The 15,890-nt window shown below is 39.1% G+C and carries 15 protein-coding genes and 2 tRNA genes; 4 read left to right on the top strand and 13 right to left on the bottom strand.

Annotated features, from left to right (window positions below; genetic code table 11):
* Positions 1-115: 115 nt before the first annotated feature.
* The 5 genes from EW028_RS13550 to EW028_RS13530 form a co-directional block, all read right to left on the bottom strand.
* Complete coding sequence (locus EW028_RS13550; protein WP_131521421.1) at positions 116-1,540, bottom strand: o-succinylbenzoate--CoA ligase; 1,425 nt, start codon at positions 1,538-1,540, stop codon at positions 116-118.
* Between the two features lie 239 nt (positions 1,541-1,779).
* Complete coding sequence (gene menB / locus EW028_RS13545; RefSeq protein ID WP_004225917.1) at positions 1,780-2,598, bottom strand: 1,4-dihydroxy-2-naphthoyl-CoA synthase; 819 nt, start codon at positions 2,596-2,598, stop codon at positions 1,780-1,782.
* A gap of 63 nt (positions 2,599-2,661) precedes the next feature.
* A complete protein-coding gene (menH, locus tag EW028_RS13540; protein WP_131521254.1) occupies positions 2,662-3,471 on the bottom strand; it encodes a 2-succinyl-6-hydroxy-2,4-cyclohexadiene-1-carboxylate synthase in 810 nt (269 codons plus the stop codon).
* Positions 3,468-5,183: a 2-succinyl-5-enolpyruvyl-6-hydroxy-3-cyclohexene-1-carboxylic-acid synthase gene (gene menD / locus EW028_RS13535; protein ID WP_131521253.1), complete on the bottom strand. Its 1,716-nt coding sequence runs from the start codon at positions 5,181-5,183 to the stop codon at positions 3,468-3,470. Before menD ends, menH begins: the two co-directional genes overlap by 4 nt.
* Entirely contained in the window at positions 5,176-6,561 is a 1,386-nt protein-coding gene (locus EW028_RS13530; protein ID WP_131521252.1) for an isochorismate synthase, read from the bottom strand. Before EW028_RS13530 ends, menD begins: the two co-directional genes overlap by 8 nt.
* A gap of 247 nt (positions 6,562-6,808) precedes the next feature.
* On the opposite strand from EW028_RS13530, the gene EW028_RS13525 reads away from it, so the two are divergent.
* Positions 6,809-7,729, top strand: coding sequence for a 1,4-dihydroxy-2-naphthoate polyprenyltransferase (locus EW028_RS13525; RefSeq protein ID WP_016992515.1), 921 nt, complete (start codon positions 6,809-6,811; stop codon positions 7,727-7,729).
* A gap of 12 nt (positions 7,730-7,741) precedes the next feature.
* Here the strand turns inward: EW028_RS13525 and EW028_RS13520 are convergent, their stop codons facing one another.
* The 6 genes from EW028_RS13520 to EW028_RS13500 form a co-directional block, all read right to left on the bottom strand.
* The gene (locus EW028_RS13520) at positions 7,742-8,668 is read right to left on the bottom strand and encodes a dipeptidase (protein WP_131521251.1); all 927 of its coding nucleotides are present in this window, start codon (positions 8,666-8,668) and stop codon (positions 7,742-7,744) included.
* A gap of 47 nt (positions 8,669-8,715) precedes the next feature.
* Positions 8,716-9,165: a TraR/DksA C4-type zinc finger protein gene (locus EW028_RS13515; RefSeq protein WP_131521250.1), complete on the bottom strand. Its 450-nt coding sequence runs from the start codon at positions 9,163-9,165 to the stop codon at positions 8,716-8,718.
* A gap of 75 nt (positions 9,166-9,240) precedes the next feature.
* Positions 9,241-10,002 carry a MerR family transcriptional regulator gene (locus EW028_RS13510; RefSeq protein WP_103118696.1) on the bottom strand — a complete coding sequence of 254 codons (762 nt, stop codon included), beginning with the start codon at positions 10,000-10,002 and terminating at the stop codon, positions 9,241-9,243.
* A gap of 143 nt (positions 10,003-10,145) precedes the next feature.
* Complete coding sequence (locus tag EW028_RS25900) at positions 10,146-10,658, bottom strand: pyridoxal-phosphate dependent enzyme (RefSeq protein WP_255501647.1); 513 nt, start codon at positions 10,656-10,658, stop codon at positions 10,146-10,148.
* A complete protein-coding gene (locus EW028_RS25895; RefSeq protein WP_250783550.1) occupies positions 10,622-11,362 on the bottom strand; it encodes a diaminopropionate ammonia-lyase in 741 nt (246 codons plus the stop codon). The genes EW028_RS25900 and EW028_RS25895 overlap by 37 nt, the downstream gene beginning before the upstream one ends.
* A 135-nt stretch (positions 11,363-11,497) precedes the next feature.
* The gene (locus EW028_RS13500; RefSeq protein ID WP_131521249.1) at positions 11,498-12,478 is read right to left on the bottom strand and encodes an ABC transporter substrate-binding protein; all 981 of its coding nucleotides are present in this window, start codon (positions 12,476-12,478) and stop codon (positions 11,498-11,500) included.
* 159 nt (positions 12,479-12,637) lie between these two features.
* Between EW028_RS13500 and EW028_RS13495 the strand changes: the two genes are divergently transcribed.
* The 3 genes from EW028_RS13495 to EW028_RS13485 are packed head-to-tail and all read left to right on the top strand — an operon-like array spanning position 12,638 to position 15,504.
* Entirely contained in the window at positions 12,638-13,639 is a 1,002-nt protein-coding gene (locus EW028_RS13495) for a FecCD family ABC transporter permease (protein ID WP_131521248.1), read from the top strand.
* Entirely contained in the window at positions 13,639-14,694 is a 1,056-nt protein-coding gene (locus EW028_RS13490; protein ID WP_048391031.1) for a FecCD family ABC transporter permease, read from the top strand. The genes EW028_RS13495 and EW028_RS13490 overlap by 1 nt, the downstream gene beginning before the upstream one ends.
* A 15-nt stretch (positions 14,695-14,709) precedes the next feature.
* Entirely contained in the window at positions 14,710-15,504 is a 795-nt protein-coding gene (locus EW028_RS13485) for an ABC transporter ATP-binding protein (RefSeq protein WP_131521247.1), read from the top strand.
* 139 nt (positions 15,505-15,643) lie between these two features.
* Here the strand turns inward: EW028_RS13485 and EW028_RS13480 are convergent.
* Together EW028_RS13480 and EW028_RS13475 are read right to left on the bottom strand one after the other, a co-directional pair.
* Positions 15,644-15,715: transfer RNA gene (locus EW028_RS13480), tRNA-Glu, on the bottom strand.
* A 2-nt stretch (positions 15,716-15,717) separates the two neighbouring features.
* Positions 15,718-15,808, bottom strand: a tRNA-Ser gene (locus EW028_RS13475).
* Positions 15,809-15,890: the final 82 nt, after the last annotated feature.

Genomic DNA, 15,890 nt, shown 5'->3' with positions numbered 1-15,890 from the left:
TACTAAATAGTTTATGCCTCTCTTTTTTTATTATGTTAATAAATGATTAATTTCATGCTAAAAGTTCAAATAAAAAAGAAGCCTTCCTTTTAAGAAGACTTCTTTCACAAAGTTTTTATTGTAATAATTTCCGTCTCAACAATTTGTCCGCACCATTGCGCGGAAGACTGTCTGTAATAATCATTTCTTTAGGCACTTTATATTTAGCAAGTTTCTGTAAACAAAAGACTTTTAGTTGCTCAACAGATACCTGCTCATTTAATACGATAAATGCAATAGGTACCTGCCCCCATTGTTCATCAGGTATACCACATACACCCGCCTCTTTGACAGCTGGGTGTGTGAGTAGTACGTTTTCTATTTCTGCAGGATAAATATTTTCTCCTCCTGAAATAATTAAATCTGCCCTTCGATCAATGACGAATAAATACCCCTCTTCATCCACATAACCAATATCACCTGTATGAAGCCAGCCAGCCTTTGTTGCATTTTTTTGTGCAAAACGTCCAATATAGCCTGGTGTGACATGAGGACCTCGAATGCAAATTTCCCCTTCACCTTTAGCATTTGGCTCAGCAATCATTATTTGATTAAAAAATAAAGGCTTTCCTGCAGAACCAATTTTCCGCATAGCATCTTCACTTGCCAATGTGGCTGTTTGTGAGGAGGTTTCTGTCATCCCATACGTTTGTGCGACAGCTAAATTTAACGCATGTGCTCTCGCTAAATAATCAACGGGAACAGGTCCACCTCCAGCTAACATTAACTTAAAATAAGATGACGCTTTCACATTGCGTTGCTCTAGCGTATGTAGAATTCGTTCCAAGGTCACCGCTACAACAGACATATGGGTGACATCCCCATCCATAATATTTTGTGCGATAGCTTCCACATCAAATTGCTCATATAAAAAGATTTGATTTCCATATAGCAGTGAACGCACTAAAATGGAGAACCCACTAATATGGAATAAAGGGACCGCGCATAGCCAAACGTCCTGAGCCTGTAGCCCAATATTTAAAACGGAGGCAGTGGCACTAGCCTGATGATTGCCAACTGTTTGGCGAACCCCTTTTGGGAAGCCGGTTGTACCAGACGTATACATAATAGTTGTTGTTTGATGAAGAGGCCATTCCTTGACAATATCTACTGCACCCTCTGCACTCTTTTCAATTGCTGAAAATAAATGATAGGTTGTTTCAGATGGTAGCTTTTCTACATCCTCATCGGCAACTAATACCGCTACAGCCTCTGAATCCTCTAGCTGATAAGCCAGCTCATCCTGTGATAGTCTACGATTAAGCATCACCATTTCACATTGCAGATGCATGCAGGCATACATCATGATTACAAGTTCAGGCTTACTTGGCCCCATAATAGCAATTCGATCACCCTGTTGAATACCAAGTGTTACTAATTGTCGAGCACGTTTTATCGATTCATCATTCAATTCTTGAAAAGTCCAGCTTTGCTTTTTAAAGGTAAGTGCCTTGCGCAATGGTGTTAAATAAGCTCTTTGTAAAATCCAGTTAGGATACATCTTTGTCACTCCAATCACCCTACATCTTAACGCTTTCCCATCTAGTTTGTCTATTATCCATGTAGTATCTAGCTTTTTAGTGAATATCTCTAGCCTTCACCTCTTGAGTTCTATCCGCTACTTTGAGAGTTTTATCCACCGCTTAGCCGCTTCTATCCCCTATTTTTATCTTCAATCTTGTTCAAGACATATAAAAAGCTCGTATCTCCAAAAGATACGAGCTTTAAACCCTATACTAATCAAGGGAATCTTGGGAATTGACCGAAATCTGGTTGACGTTTTTCTTTGAATGCATCGCGGCCTTCTTTTGCTTCATCAGTTGTGTAGTAAAGAAGTGTAGCGTCTCCTGCCATTTGTTGAAGACCTGCTAAACCATCTGTATCTGCATTCATCGCTGCTTTTAAGAAGCGTAGTGCAGTTGGTGACATTTGAAGCATTTCTTCACACCATTGAACTGTCTCATCTTCCAATTGCGCATAAGGCACAACTGTATTGACTAAGCCCATATCAAGTGCTTGTTGTGCATCGTATTGACGGCATAGGTACCAAATTTCACGTGCCTTTTTATGACCAATAATACGAGCAAGATAGCCTGAGCCATAACCAGCATCGAATGAACCCACTTTTGGTCCAGTTTGTCCAAAGCGAGCATTGTCAGCTGCAATTGTTAAGTCACAGACAACATGTAAAACGTGACCTCCACCAATTGCGTAGCCAGCTACCATTGCTACTACAGGTTTTGGAATTACACGGATTAAACGTTGTAAATCAAGAACGTTTAGACGTGGAATTTCATCTTCTCCTACGTAGCCACCGTGACCGCGAACTTTTTGGTCTCCGCCTGAGCAGAAAGCATGTTCACCTTCACCAGTTAGAATAATAACACCGATATTTTTATCATCGCGTGCACGTGAGAATGCGTCAATCATTTCCATTACCGTTTTTGGGCGGAATGCATTACGCACTTCTGGACGGTTAATCGTAATTTTTGCGATACCGTTATAGAACTCATACTTAATGTCTTCATAAGTATGTAATGTTGTCCATTGACGTGTCATTGAATTGCCTCCTATATCATTAAATTCGTCTCGTTTCTAGCGAGGCGCTAACGTAATCGTTTATTACGTTAAATACTCCTCTACTATTGTAGCAAACTCAGCGGGATTTTCCACATGAATTGCATGTCCAGCGTCATTTACTGTTAAATGCTTAACAGTATTTAATAGCGCTTTCATTTCTAGTGCAATTTTACAAAATTTCTCATCCAATGAACCTGTAATTAACAGGACAGGTATTTCTAGTTGCGACAATCTATCCCAATTTGAAGGTTGAACGCCTGTCCCGATACCTCTCAAGCTACCAGCAAGTCCCTCTTCTTTCTGTGATAGTCGCTCTTCTCGAATAGTTTCTCTTACAGTTTTAGGTAGACGTTGCTGTGAAGCAAAAAGCGGTATACTTTCCCAAGCATTGACAAAGGACAGTACACCATTCGTCATTATTTTTTGCGCTAGTGCTTCATCTCGCTTACAACGTTCATTTTGCTCTTCCATTGTTCGCAAGCCAGGAGATGCACTTTCTAAAATGAGCTGATGGATACGAGTTGGATACGAAATGGCATAGGATAAAGCGATTCTTCCACCCATTGAATAGCCCAACAGCGTAAATTTCTCTAAATGAAGCTGACAAAATAGTTCTTCTAAATCCTGTAATTGCTCCTCCATAGAAAAACGCTGTACGTGCTGTGGAATAGCTGTTTGACCATGTCCGATTAAATCAACGGCAATAACACGCACATGAGGTAGAGCTTGTGCTAGATTATGCCATGTTGCTGAGCTACCAGTAAATCCATGTAAGGCAACGACTGTATATTCACCGTTTTCATTCCATATATCGACATGGGTTTCAAGACCACGAATCATCCACTTTGTCATGCTTTTAACTCCGCATTAATTCGATTCCATAGACCTCGATGTGCATTTACATTCTCGGTTCTATCTGTAAATATTTCAACTAATCGTAAAGAATGGTTTTTACATGTTGAAAATTTCTCAGAAAGCTCAGAAATTGTTTCCACACGTACATAGTCCATATCATACATATGTGCAATGTCACGGAATTCAAGAGCTGTTGGTGTGCCAAATAAATCCTCATAGTGATCTTCAACAGTTGACTGTGGTAAATAAGAAAAAATACCACCACCATCATTATTCATCACAATAATCGTTAAGTTACATTCCTGATATCTGGAAGCAATGAGTCCATTCACATCATGTAAAAAGGCTAAATCACCAATCAGTAAATAACTTTCTCGATTATTTCCCTGACTGAAACCGATTGCTGTTGATACGACACCATCAATCCCGTTTGTTCCTCGATTGGCAAAAACACGTAAATCTTTCGGTGTAGCCAATAAAAATGTATCAATATCTCGCACTGGCATACTACTGCTAACGAAAATATCACTACCGTCAGGAATCATTTTGAGTAAACGACTGACTATAGCCCCTTCATCTTTTTCTACCTCTGCGTATTGTTCAATAAACATAGAAGCAAGCTGATTTGCTTTTTGCCATTCGGCTAAGTAGGTTTCCTCGATAGCCGTTTCAGTGATAGCCAATTCTGTTAGCCATTGATCGACATTCGCATGAATAAAATGCGTAGAAACGCCTGTAGCATCTCTAAACATAGGGTCTTCATCGATAATCACATACGCATTTGGACGTGACTTTGTAATAAATTGCATCATAAACTTCGAAACTGGTTGTGCCCCTATTCGGATTACTGTATCTGGTTGCACCAGTGCTTTGAAGTCATCACTCTTCATAATGGCATCATAGGTTGACACGATATATGGTAAACAATCCTCTGGTACGGATGTACGCATATTCGATAAACTTTCAACAATGACAGGCCACTTCAGCTGACGTACAAATTCCCAAACAATGGATAATTCTGTACCAAGAGCTAACTCACCAATGATCATAAAGCCTCTTTTAGTTGATTGTATAATAGAGGTTAGTTCCTGTTGATCCACGCGTGTTGGGGTTAATTGTCCCATACTGCTGTGCTTAAATGTCACTGCTGGTAGCTCCTGCTGTAAATCAATTAATAGTGGTTCACGGAAAGGTACATTAATATGGACTGGTCCAAAAGGTGCGCTCGTGGCAATGGCTACCGCACGAGCAAGATGACGCTCAATAAAGGGCAATGTTGGTTCAGCACCATCTGCTAACGGAAAATCAACACTCCACTTCACATGTGAACCATATAAATTGGGTTGGTTGATAGCCTGTGGAGCGCCTACCTCACGCAATTCATGTGGGCGATCAGCTGTTATAATGATTAATGGTACACGTGCATAGCTTGCCTCCACAATCGCAGGAAAATAGTTAGCTGCTGCTGTACCAGATGTACATAAAAGAACCACAGGCTTAGTAGTTGCCTTAGCAAGCCCTAGCGCAAAGAATGCTGCTGAGCGCTCGTCTACCTGCCGATACATTTTTACTTGTTTAGTAGAAGCAACCGCATAAGCAAGCGGTGTTGAACGTGAGCCTGGACTAACGACAACATTCTCTACACCAGCTTGCACTAGCGATGCGACCATTTTATAAACATAATCTGTTAGTATTTTTCGTTCACTCATGTAATTGTCCCCCTAGCGCACGAAGCATTGGACGGAATTTTACTAATGTTTCTTCATATTCAGATTGCGGTTCTGAATCTGCGACGATTCCACCGCCTGCATATAAATAAGCTTTATCATTTAGTAAGGCTGCTGAACGTATGGCAACTGCAAATTCACCGTTACCCTCTGCATCTAACCAGCCTATTGGCGCTGCATACAGTCCCCGATTCATCGGCTCATATTTACGGATGGCTGCCAATGCTTCTTTGCGTGGTACACCACCTAAAGCGGGTGTTGGATGTAATGATTTAGTCAATTGTAAGATTGTTGCATCCTGATTTAACTGACCTTCAACAGGCGTATACAGATGTTGAATATCTCGTATTTTTAACAAGCGTGGTCTATCTGGCACCGTCATGTCCACACAATTTTTACGGAATGTTTCCGCAATCATATCCACAACATACTGATGTTCTCCGCCATTTTTAGGGTCATTTAATAAACTTTGTCCAAAAGCCTCATCTTCCTCTGCAGTCTTACCTCGTTTAATTGAGCCAGCAACACAAGAAGAAAAGGCTCGACCATCTTCTACCTTCACAAGTCGTTCAGGTGATGCTCCGAAAAATAATAAATGTCTATGCTCTAAACCAAATAAATAGCTTTCTGGTTGTTCATGAATAATTTGAGAAAGTACTTGTGGTGCGGATACATACTCTTTAAATTGCAAAGCAAGTGATCGTGCAATGACCACTTTATCTGCCTTTTTCTGTTTAATTAATGCTGTCACTTGATCGATTGAGGCTAAATAAGGCTCTTTATATGGTTCAAAATAACTTGTGATTTCAGGTTTTGTATACGTTTTCACTTCTTTAACCTGAGCTGCATGGATTAAATGATCGCGCTCTTTTCTTAGCGCTTCGAACTGATCCTCAGCCTGTTGGTCTTGTGTCAAAAGGTGAATACTTACGTATGCTTTATCATCGCGTATCACCAGTTGAAACGTTGCTAATGCAAAATAAGCCTCTGGGAAATCCGTCCATTCCCCATCTACATTATTTTGAGGATCAAATGTAAAACCGCCAAACAAAATTGGTTGTAACGCTTGTTGACCTTTTGGACAGTTTTTCGTTATGTTTTTCCATTCCGCTTCAACTGCATCAAAGCGGTTTTCTTTAGCGTTGTTTTGAATAGTATGAGCATGTCCTAGCCCAACTAATGTCATTGTTTTTTCTCTATTTCGCCAATAAAATCGTTCACCTTTATAACATTCCTCGCCAGCTGCATAGAACGCCAGTGCAGATAGGCGACTTACTTCAATTGTTTCCATATAAAAATGAAGGCTTTGGCCCAAAGAGTCCACTTCTACTTCTGTGGCTTGGTACCACTTCTGTTGCATGAAAATTACCTCCGTTGTTGCAATGTACATAATGAATGATGGTTAAATAACACATCATATTTTAGTTGGCAACACGTTATTCGTACTGTTGCTAATTGTTCTTTTTTATTTTCAGTTCATAAATGCATGTTCTATTGTATCACTTTTTTTCATTAAACAGTATGTAATAAGCTGTGAACCTACCCATTTTCTCAATCTTCGTTTAAAATAAGAAGAGTCGACAACATTTGAAGGAGAGAAAGACCTTATGACCAAAGTCATTGAAGCTGATAGGGGTTTTAAAGTGTGGTGGCATTTAACACGTCCACATACTTTAACCGCTTCATTTGTTCCTGTATTCCTAGGAACAGCAATTGCCTTAGCAATTGAAAAAGAAACAATTGATTTTGGACTATTTTTTGCTATGCTCATTGCAAGTATGCTTATACAAGCAGCAACGAATATGTTCAATGAATATTATGATTACAAATTAGGATTAGATAACGAGCATTCCGTCGGGATTGGCGGAACGATTGTCCGTCATGGTGTACAGCCAAAAACAATTATGATGATTGCATTAAGCTTTTATGCTATTGCCATGCTTCTTGGCATTTACATATGTGCCTCAACATCTTGGTGGTTAGCTGTTGTCGGACTTGTTTGTATGCTTATTGGCTTTTTATATACAGGTGGACCATACCCAATCGCCTATTCGCCATTTGGTGAAATTGTTTCTGGCGCAGTAATGGGGATGGGCATTGTATTAATTGCCTTCTATATTCAAGCGCTTACAGTAACATTAGATGCTGTCTTGCTCTCTGTACCAAGCATGATTTTAGTCGGTGCCATTATGCTATCGAACAATATACGTGATATTGTTGGTGATACAGAGGGCGGACGAAAAACCTTAGCTATTTTGGTAGGACGTGATAATGCCATTTCCGTGTTATCAGGCTTTTTTATCGTCTCTTATTTATGGGTGATTGCTCTTGTAGCAGTTGATGGTATTACGTTTTGGGCATTAATCATCTTCCTAAGTATTCCAAAACCATTACGTGCCATTCAAATTTTCCGAGACAAAAAAGAAGCCAAAGAGGTAATGCCTGCGATGAAATATACAGCGCAAACAAATACATTCTTCGGCTTCCTATTAGGAATCGGTTTATTAATTCATTATTTCTTTTATTAAGATGCGGCAGCCTTAACGGGTTGCTTCTTTTTTTACATAGCATCGGAAATTTTGGCTTGCAATACCATACACTTCTTCATCTGAAAAGCGTGTACGTAATGCCTCTAGTAAATTTTGCGCCTCTCCTGCATGGGCTAAGCCACTGACAGTCCTATCAATCCCATCAAAATCAGAGCCTAATCCAATATGCTCCACACCTACCAGTTTTGCTAAATGCTCCACATGCCCCACTAAATGGTCTAGTGTTGCACCCTCGCCAATAAAGAGTGGGAAATAAACTACATGGATATGTCCTCCCACCTCAACAAGTGCCTTTGCCTGGGCATCAGTTAAATTACGCGGGTGATCACATAGTGCACGTGCATTACTATGGCTTGCAATAATATGCTTTGCAAGCGGCAAGACATCCCAAAAGCTTTGCTCATTTAGATGGGACACATCAATAATAATATCGCGTTCATTTAATAATTGTATAACTTCTTTACCAAATGGCTTTAAACCAAGAGTTGCATCCTGTTCAGCACCATGGGCCACAGCATTTTCTTCATTCCACGTTAAACCTACTAATTTCACCCCTGCATCCAGGACAGCTGTTAGTTTTGTTAAATCTTCGCCAATGGCACTACAGCCCTCTAAGCTTAAAATGGCTCCTATTTCGTGGGGAGCTAATTGATCTAACTGTGCCCAATCTGTAATATGCACCATGCCCTCTGTTTGTAATACGTGAGTATGGAATGCTTCGATTTGGCGCATGACCTCAAGAAATTGTAGACTTTGTGGGATTGTTGGGTCAATAAAGATAGCGAACACTTGCGCCTCTACTTGCCCTAATTGCAATCTTTTTTGATTAGCATGTATTCGTACATCCTCAGCAAAATTAGCCGTTTCAAGAGTAGTTAATTTTAAAAGCGCATCACAATGTAAATCAATAATCTTCATATCCTCACCTCTACAGTTATTATACTGCTTCTGCGAGGAAAAACTTACTAAATTTTATCCTGTGGTGTATCAGAAGAGCCGAATTCCTCCAGCTCAATAAAATCATCTGATTTTGGTGTCGAAGAAAGAACATCTTCTTCCACTGGTCGTAAATTGTCTTCTTTCTTTTCTGCATGTTCCACACATGTCAGAGCTTGCGGCATTGCCTCTAAGCGACCAATTGGAATTTCTTTACCACAGACGGTACAATTGCCATATGTACCGTCTGCCATTGCTTGAAGAGCTTCTTTTATTTCTTCAGCATTATCACCACGATGCTCATCAATAGCCATTTCTGTAAGCTGATCCGTTAAATCACTTGCATTATCAGCTGGATGATTATCATAATTCGATAATTCTGTCGCTTGAGGTCGCTCTGATTCTTCTATTCGTTGTTCTATTTCTTGTAATTCTTGCTCTAGTTGTCTTTTTAATTGTTGCATTACTTGTTGATCCACAATAATCTCCTCCTCATGCTTTCATTTTTTCCTATTTTACGATTTCTAAAACATGTCAGCATAAGGAAGACCTATTTACTTACTTGTATAAGCTATAATGGCGTCATGCAAAAATTTTGCTGCTCCTGTTTCACCACGTTCATCATAATAAGCTGTAAAGCGTTCATCAGCAATATACATTTGTGCCAGCCCTGCATGTGCCTCTTTGGAATACTCTTTCCACGTAAAGTTGAGCCAGCGTTTATGCAACTCTGCCACTTCCATCGCAATGTCACTTGTAGTATCTCCAAGTTTCATTGCCTCTGCTAAACGTTCAAACATTTGCTGTTCTAGCTGTTGCATCGCTTGATATTGTTGCTCCGTCATGTTCATAAGCTTAGCATTGGATGCATCTACTGTTTCATTCCCATATTTCTCACGGATTTCTTTGCCGTACTGCTTTTCGTTATTCTCAATTAACTTTTCTTTAAAGCCTTTAAATTTTTCTTCATTTGACATTGGTTGTTCCTCCTCAATGGATTGTATTGTTTTTTCTACTGTCTGTAAGATCGTTTCCAGCTGCTCTTTGCGTTGAAGCAAAGCAGCTCTATGTGTTTTGAGCGCCTCAGCATGCTGAAAATTTGGTGCTTGAATAATAGCCTGAATTGTCGCTAATTTCATATCTAATGCACGGTAAAATAAAATCTGCTGCAACATATCGACCTCCCATTGGCCATAAAATCGATAACCTGCCTCATTGGTCCTTGCTGGTTTCAGCAATCCAATTTCATCATAATAACGCAATGTTCTTGTACTAACACCCGATAGTTGAGCAAGCTCCTGAATGGTATATTCCATCTCATCACCTCCACTAATGCTACTGTAAGCTTTGACGCAACGTTAAGGTCAAGAGTTAAAGTAAAAAAATTTAATTAAACTTAATTATACTTTCAAATCCTTTTACAAAAGTAAAAATAGCAAACTAGTAAATCACTAGTTTGCTATTGATTCGCATATTTCCCATGCCATACTATTTCTCGATAACTCTCTTTATCTGTATCACCCTCTGTATTAATAAACAGCACCTTCGCCTGTTCATTTAGGTGCAAGGCATGTTTTAATTCCTTATATTGTTCATTCGTCATTATTTCATAAAAGCAACCAAATGGCGCCGCTCCTGATTCACCAGCTATAATGCGAGTGTCTGTAGCTAAAGGATTTCCTAGAACGCGCATACCTGTTGCTGCTATTTCTTCCTCACACGAGATACTTATTTTTATGAAGGCTTTTAAGATTTGCCAAGCCTGTGGATTCGGTTCACCACAAGCAAGACCTGCCATTATAGTTTGCATCTCCCCACCAACAGTGACAAATTGATCTGTATTTTTCTTAAAGCTTTCATAATAGCAATTAGCGACATGTGGCTCAACCAAGACAAATGTAATATCCTGCTCATAGTATTGCTGTAAAAATGCTACTACTGCTCCGGCAAAGGACCCCACACCAGCTTGCAAAAATACATGTGTTGGGGGGCTTGCTGAATCTGTTCATCAATCTCCTGTACAAGGGTTGTATACCCCTGCATAATCCATAATGGAATTTCTTCATAGCCTTCCCACATCGTATCCTGAATCAAGACCCAGCCATTTTCTTGTGCAAGCTGTGAGGTATAACGAACAGTATCGTCATAATTCATTGTCGTAATTTCAGCAAAAGCCCCTTCACTTTTAATATGCAGTAACCGCTCAGCGGCGCTACCAGCTGGCATATATATTCTTGCTTGAAAACCCAGTTCTCTTGCAGCCCATGCCACACCACGACCATGATTTCCATCTGTCGTTGAAATAAATGTTAGATTGCCTACTTGCGCTCTTACTTCTGGAGTTTTTAACTGTTCAAACGATAGCTCCTCTATATTCCTTCCAAGCTTATTGGCAACATATTGCGCAATTGCATAAATACCGCCTAAAACTTTAAAGGCATTTAAACCAAATCGATAAGATTCATCTTTAATCATAATTTTTTCTACATCTATATATGAAGATAGTGCCTCAAGATGATGGAGTGGTGTCTTCTCAAATTGCTTATATGTACGCTGAAATTGACCAACCTTCCTCACTTGATCTAGTGAAAAATATGGAAGTATTGCTGTTGCTTGTTTTATATGATCTTGCTCTAAATAATGCTGATTATAAACCCACCTTAATTTTTCCTTCATCGCCATCCCCCTCAATTTATGATCACTCTCTACATCATAGTCTATCTAACTTTAAAGTACCAGGAGAGTATATATTAGGAAATAAAAAAACTATACATGTATCGAACATCGATACATGTATAGTTTATAAGAAAATTATTTAACAAAGATTTCTTGCACTTGATCTAGCATAATATTCGCAGCTAAAATGCCTCCAGCCGTATTCCAAATGACATCATCCACCTTATGTGCTTTGCCTTTTTGGACTGCTGTTAAGTTTTTCCAAAGCGGGTCTTGTGTCCATTCTTGTTCAGTTGCTAGTGCTGAATCATCGCCTGTTGGCATGTACGTGAAGTAGAAAATAACATCCCCATCCATTTGAGGGATCGCTTCTTTCCCTACTTCAATCGCTAAGTTTCCTAGTTTAGCATTATCTTTAAATAAATCTGCTTGCGCTGCAACACGTTTAAATCCTAAAGCATCAAAAATCACACCTGAGAATGAATCTGTGTAATAGATACGAGATTTATCGGCCATAAAGCGTACAAATGAAACTTCTTGGTTGGTTTGTTCTCCAAGTTCTTCTTTCAGAGCTTGTAACTTATCTTCGTAAGCTTTTAGAACTTCTTCACCTTTTGTTTCTTGATTTACTGCTTTAGCGTATAATTTAAAATTCTCTTTCCAGTCACCACGTAATGTATCAGAAAACACAGTTGGAGCAATTTTGCTAAGTTTAGCATAATCTTTTTCTTGTCGTAATTTATTGCCAATGATTAAATCTGGCTTTAAAGAAGCAATTTTTTCGATATTTATTTCATGTTCAATACCGACAACCTCTACACCTTCCATTTGATCCTTGATGTGATCATACCATGGATCGCCTGTCCAAGATTGAACAGCACCTACTGGTTTAATACCTAGAGCTAATAATGCTTCTGTTCCTTCATTAGTTAAAACAACGATACGTTTTGGTGTGTCTTTTACTTCAGTTGTCCCCATTGCATGGTCAACACTGTAAGCATTGCTTTCTTTTGTACTTTCTTCTTTGGCATTATCTTTAGAAGTACCGCATGCTGCCAGAACAAAAATAGCAACCACAGCTAGTAAAACTAATAGTTTTGGAAAAGCTTTTTGCACCTTTTCTTCCTCCAATGTATATGATAAAATGTTTAAGCATATTTGACGAGAATGAAAATCACTTTCATCTGTCTAAGAACGATATTAATCGTATTGTATGTAACTATCAATGTCAATAACTAATTTATTAATTTTCCAAGAAAAGAGTACACGTTAAATATGATATTAAAAAATAATTATTCTAAAATGATTGCTTTACTAGTAGGAGTCATACTATTACTTCTTTCTATGGGGATCAGTATTGTGTATGGTTATGCAAATACTTCTATTCAAACTACGTATGAATCTTTTAGACAATTTAACCATTCAAATGAGCATCTTATTATTCAAAATGTTCGAATTCCAAGAGCTCTTATAGCCAGTTGCGTTGGTGCTTCATTAGCTATTACAGGCGTGCTTATGCAGACCTTAACGAAAAATCCATTAGCCTCTCCTGGAATTTTGGGCATTAATGCAGGAGCAGGCTTTGCTGTTGTCTTTGCCATGATTTTTTTCCACATTTCAAGCTTGCAATCTTTTGCGTGGATTGCATTTCTTGGTGCAGCAATCGCTGCTTTATCCGTTTATGGGATTAGTTTCTCAGGTAGAGATGCTGTTACTCCAGTGAAAATAACTTTAGCTGGTGCTGCCATCAGTGCCCTATTTGCATCATTTACGCAAGGTTTACTCGCTACAAATGAAGCAGAGCTTGATCAAGTTTTGTTTTGGTTAGCAGGTTCTGTACAAGGTAGAAAACTTGAAATTCTACTATCTGTTCTACCATATCTAGTAATTGGGTGGATTGCTGCCCTCATCATTTCCCCCAAAATGAATATTCTCGCTCTTGGCGATGATGTAGCAAGAGGTCTTGGTTTACGTTTAGGACTTATGAAGATATTGGTCGGTCTTATTGTTATTTTTTTAGCAGGGGGAGCAGTTGCAATTGCTGGCCCCATTGGTTTTATAGGGATTGTCGTTCCCCATTTTGCGCGCAAGTTTGTCGGCACTGATCATCGATGGCTTATTCCTATGGCTGCTTTACTTGGGGGGATACTTTTATTGCTGGCTGATGTTGCGGCTCGTTATATTATCATGCCACAAGAAGTTCCAGTAGGCGTCATGACTGCTATGATTGGCACACCATTCTTTATTTACCTTGCGCGAAAAGGTGGAAAAAAATAATGAAACATGTAAAAACAATTCGTTTACTTCAACAAAAAATTTCATTTTTAATAGATGTACAAGCTATAAAAAAATTAACAGTGATTTGCATACTAACTCTTGCCGTGTTCTTTCTTAGTGCATCATTTGGTGATTCATTCATCAATCCATTTAAAGTTTTACAAGCTTTTTTTGGTTACGGCTCAGATTTTGATCAACTGATTATTATTGATTTTCGAATGCCTCGAATTTTCATGGCCTTGTTTGCTGGAATGGCGTTAGCCGTCGCAGGTGCAGTTTTACAAGGAATCATTAAAAATCCACTTGCCTCACCTGATATAATCGGCATATCTGCTGGTGGTGGGGCAGCGGTTGTTGGTTTCTTAGCCATTTTCAGTGATTCTAATCACTCTTTAACAGTTAGTATAGAGTGGTTGCCATTAGCAGGATTCATAGGTGCTACTATCGTCGGATGTATAGTCTACCTATTTGCTTGGAAAGATGGTGTCACACCAAATCGTCTTGTCTTAATCGGTATTAGCGTGTCGGCATTCATGCAAGCAATTACTACAATGTTAATGATTATCGGCCCAATTTATCAAGCAAGTGAAGCGAATAAATGGATTACGGGTAGTGTCAAAAGTTCGGATTGGGATCAAGTACAAATCGTTGTTCCATTGATTATTGTACTTCTACTTATAACCTTTTTTATTACTCGGCAGTTAAATGTTCAAGAATTAGGTGATGATACAGCATCAAGCCTAGGGCAGCCTGTTCAAAAAACACGCCTTTACTTAATTCTATTATGTTCCAGTTTAGTAGCGAGTGCCATAGCATTTGCTGGTGCTATTGGGTTTGTAGGATTAATGGCTCCTCATATTGCACGACGCATTGTTGGTTCATCGTTCGGTGTACTTATTCCAGCATCCGCTGCAATTGGTGCATTGCTTGTAATGGTTGCAGATATTATAGGTCGTACAGCATTTAGCCCATTAGAAGTACCCGCAGGCGTCTTTACTGCTGCTATCGGTGCTCCTTACTTTATCTATTTATTATTTAGAAACCCTAAAAAATAAAGGAGTCTATACTACATGACTGAATCTTTATTAACCAAATCCCTAACATTAAGTTATGGTGATTTTAATATTATCGAAGATCTCAATTTATCTATTCCTTTGAATGAAATTACTGTATTAATCGGAGCGAATGGCTGTGGAAAATCCACACTCTTACGCTCCATTGCTCGATTATTAAAACCTAAAAAAGGCTCCGTTTTATTAGACGGTGAGGATATTTTTAAATTATCAACAAAACAAGTGGCTAAAAACCTCTCTATTCTTCCTCAATCTCCTGTTGCACCAGAAGGGTTAACTGTCCTACAACTTGTGAAACAAGGTCGCTATCCTTACCAGAGTTGGCGACAACAGTGGACTGAAAAGGATGAAGAAATCGTTTTAAACGCTTTAAAAGCTACAGGCACTGAGCATTTACAAGATAGACCAGTAGATGAGCTATCAGGAGGACAACGTCAACGTGCTTGGATAGCTATGACGCTTGCTCAAGATACAGATATCATTCTTTTAGACGAGCCTACGACATACTTAGATTTAACTCATCAAATAGACGTTTTAGATTTACTATACGAATTGAACCAACAGCAAAAGCGAACTATTATTATGGTCCTACATGATATTAATCTTGCTTGTCGCTATGCCGATCATATTATTACAGTGCGTGACCGTGGTGTCTATCGTCAAGGGAAACCAGAAGAAATTATGACCACTGATTTAGTTAATCATGTGTTTGACCTTGATTGCCAAATGACGACAGATCCAATCTTTGGTACACCTCTTTGCATCCCATATGGAAAAGGACGAAAAATTTAATCACTATTTTAAAAAAAAACAAGCCTACACAGTTTAATCATTCTGTGTAGGCTTTCATTTATTATAGCTAAGTTATAAATCTAAATATCAAGTAAATTAAAAAGTGCAGTAGATGTAAATTCATCTACTGCACTTAGTATGACCCGTACGGGATTCGAACCCGTGTTACCGCCGTGAAAGGGCGGTGTCTTAACCACTTGACCAACGGGCCCATGGCGGAGAAGGAGGGATTTGAACCCTCGCGCCGGTTACCCGACCTACACCCTTAGCAGGGGCGCCTCTTCAGCCTCTTGAGTACTTCCCCAAAATAAAAAATGGCTCCGAAGGCAGGACTCGAACCTGCGACAACCTGATTAACAGTCAGGTGCTACTACCAACTGAGCTAC

It is taken from the genome of Lysinibacillus sp. OL1 (assembly GCF_004332175.1).
GTDB classification, from domain to species: Bacteria; Bacillota; Bacilli; order Bacillales_A; family Planococcaceae; genus Lysinibacillus; species Lysinibacillus capsici.
The sequence above is the reverse complement of the archived record's forward strand: the minus strand, read 5'-3'. Positions and strand labels throughout refer to the sequence as shown.

What these genes read in the sequence shown, in the direction of transcription:
- EW028_RS13495 (WP_131521248.1), top strand. Translation starts at nt 12,638, where the DNA reads ATGATATTAAAAAATAATTATTCTAAAATGATTGCTTTACTAGTAGGA.
- menD (WP_131521253.1), bottom strand. Translation starts at nt 5,183, where the DNA reads ATGAGTGAACGAAAAATACTAACAGATTATGTTTATAAAATGGTCGCA.
- EW028_RS13530 (WP_131521252.1), bottom strand. Translation starts at nt 6,561, where the DNA reads ATGCAACAGAAGTGGTACCAAGCCACAGAAGTAGAAGTGGACTCTTTG.
- EW028_RS13520 (WP_131521251.1), bottom strand. Translation starts at nt 8,668, where the DNA reads ATGAAGATTATTGATTTACATTGTGATGCGCTTTTAAAATTAACTACT.
- EW028_RS13510 (WP_103118696.1), bottom strand. Translation starts at nt 10,002, where the DNA reads ATGGAATATACCATTCAGGAGCTTGCTCAACTATCGGGTGTTAGTACA.
- menB (WP_004225917.1), bottom strand. Translation starts at nt 2,598, where the DNA reads ATGACACGTCAATGGACAACATTACATACTTATGAAGACATTAAGTAT.
- EW028_RS13490 (WP_048391031.1), top strand. Translation starts at nt 13,639, where the DNA reads ATGAAACATGTAAAAACAATTCGTTTACTTCAACAAAAAATTTCATTT.
- EW028_RS13525 (WP_016992515.1), top strand. Translation starts at nt 6,809, where the DNA reads ATGACCAAAGTCATTGAAGCTGATAGGGGTTTTAAAGTGTGGTGGCAT.
- EW028_RS25895 (WP_250783550.1), bottom strand. Translation starts at nt 11,362, where the DNA reads ATGAAGGAAAAATTAAGGTGGGTTTATAATCAGCATTATTTAGAGCAA.
- menH (WP_131521254.1), bottom strand. Translation starts at nt 3,471, where the DNA reads ATGACAAAGTGGATGATTCGTGGTCTTGAAACCCATGTCGATATATGG.
- EW028_RS13550 (WP_131521421.1), bottom strand. Translation starts at nt 1,540, where the DNA reads ATGTATCCTAACTGGATTTTACAAAGAGCTTATTTAACACCATTGCGC.
- EW028_RS13485 (WP_131521247.1), top strand. Translation starts at nt 14,710, where the DNA reads ATGACTGAATCTTTATTAACCAAATCCCTAACATTAAGTTATGGTGAT.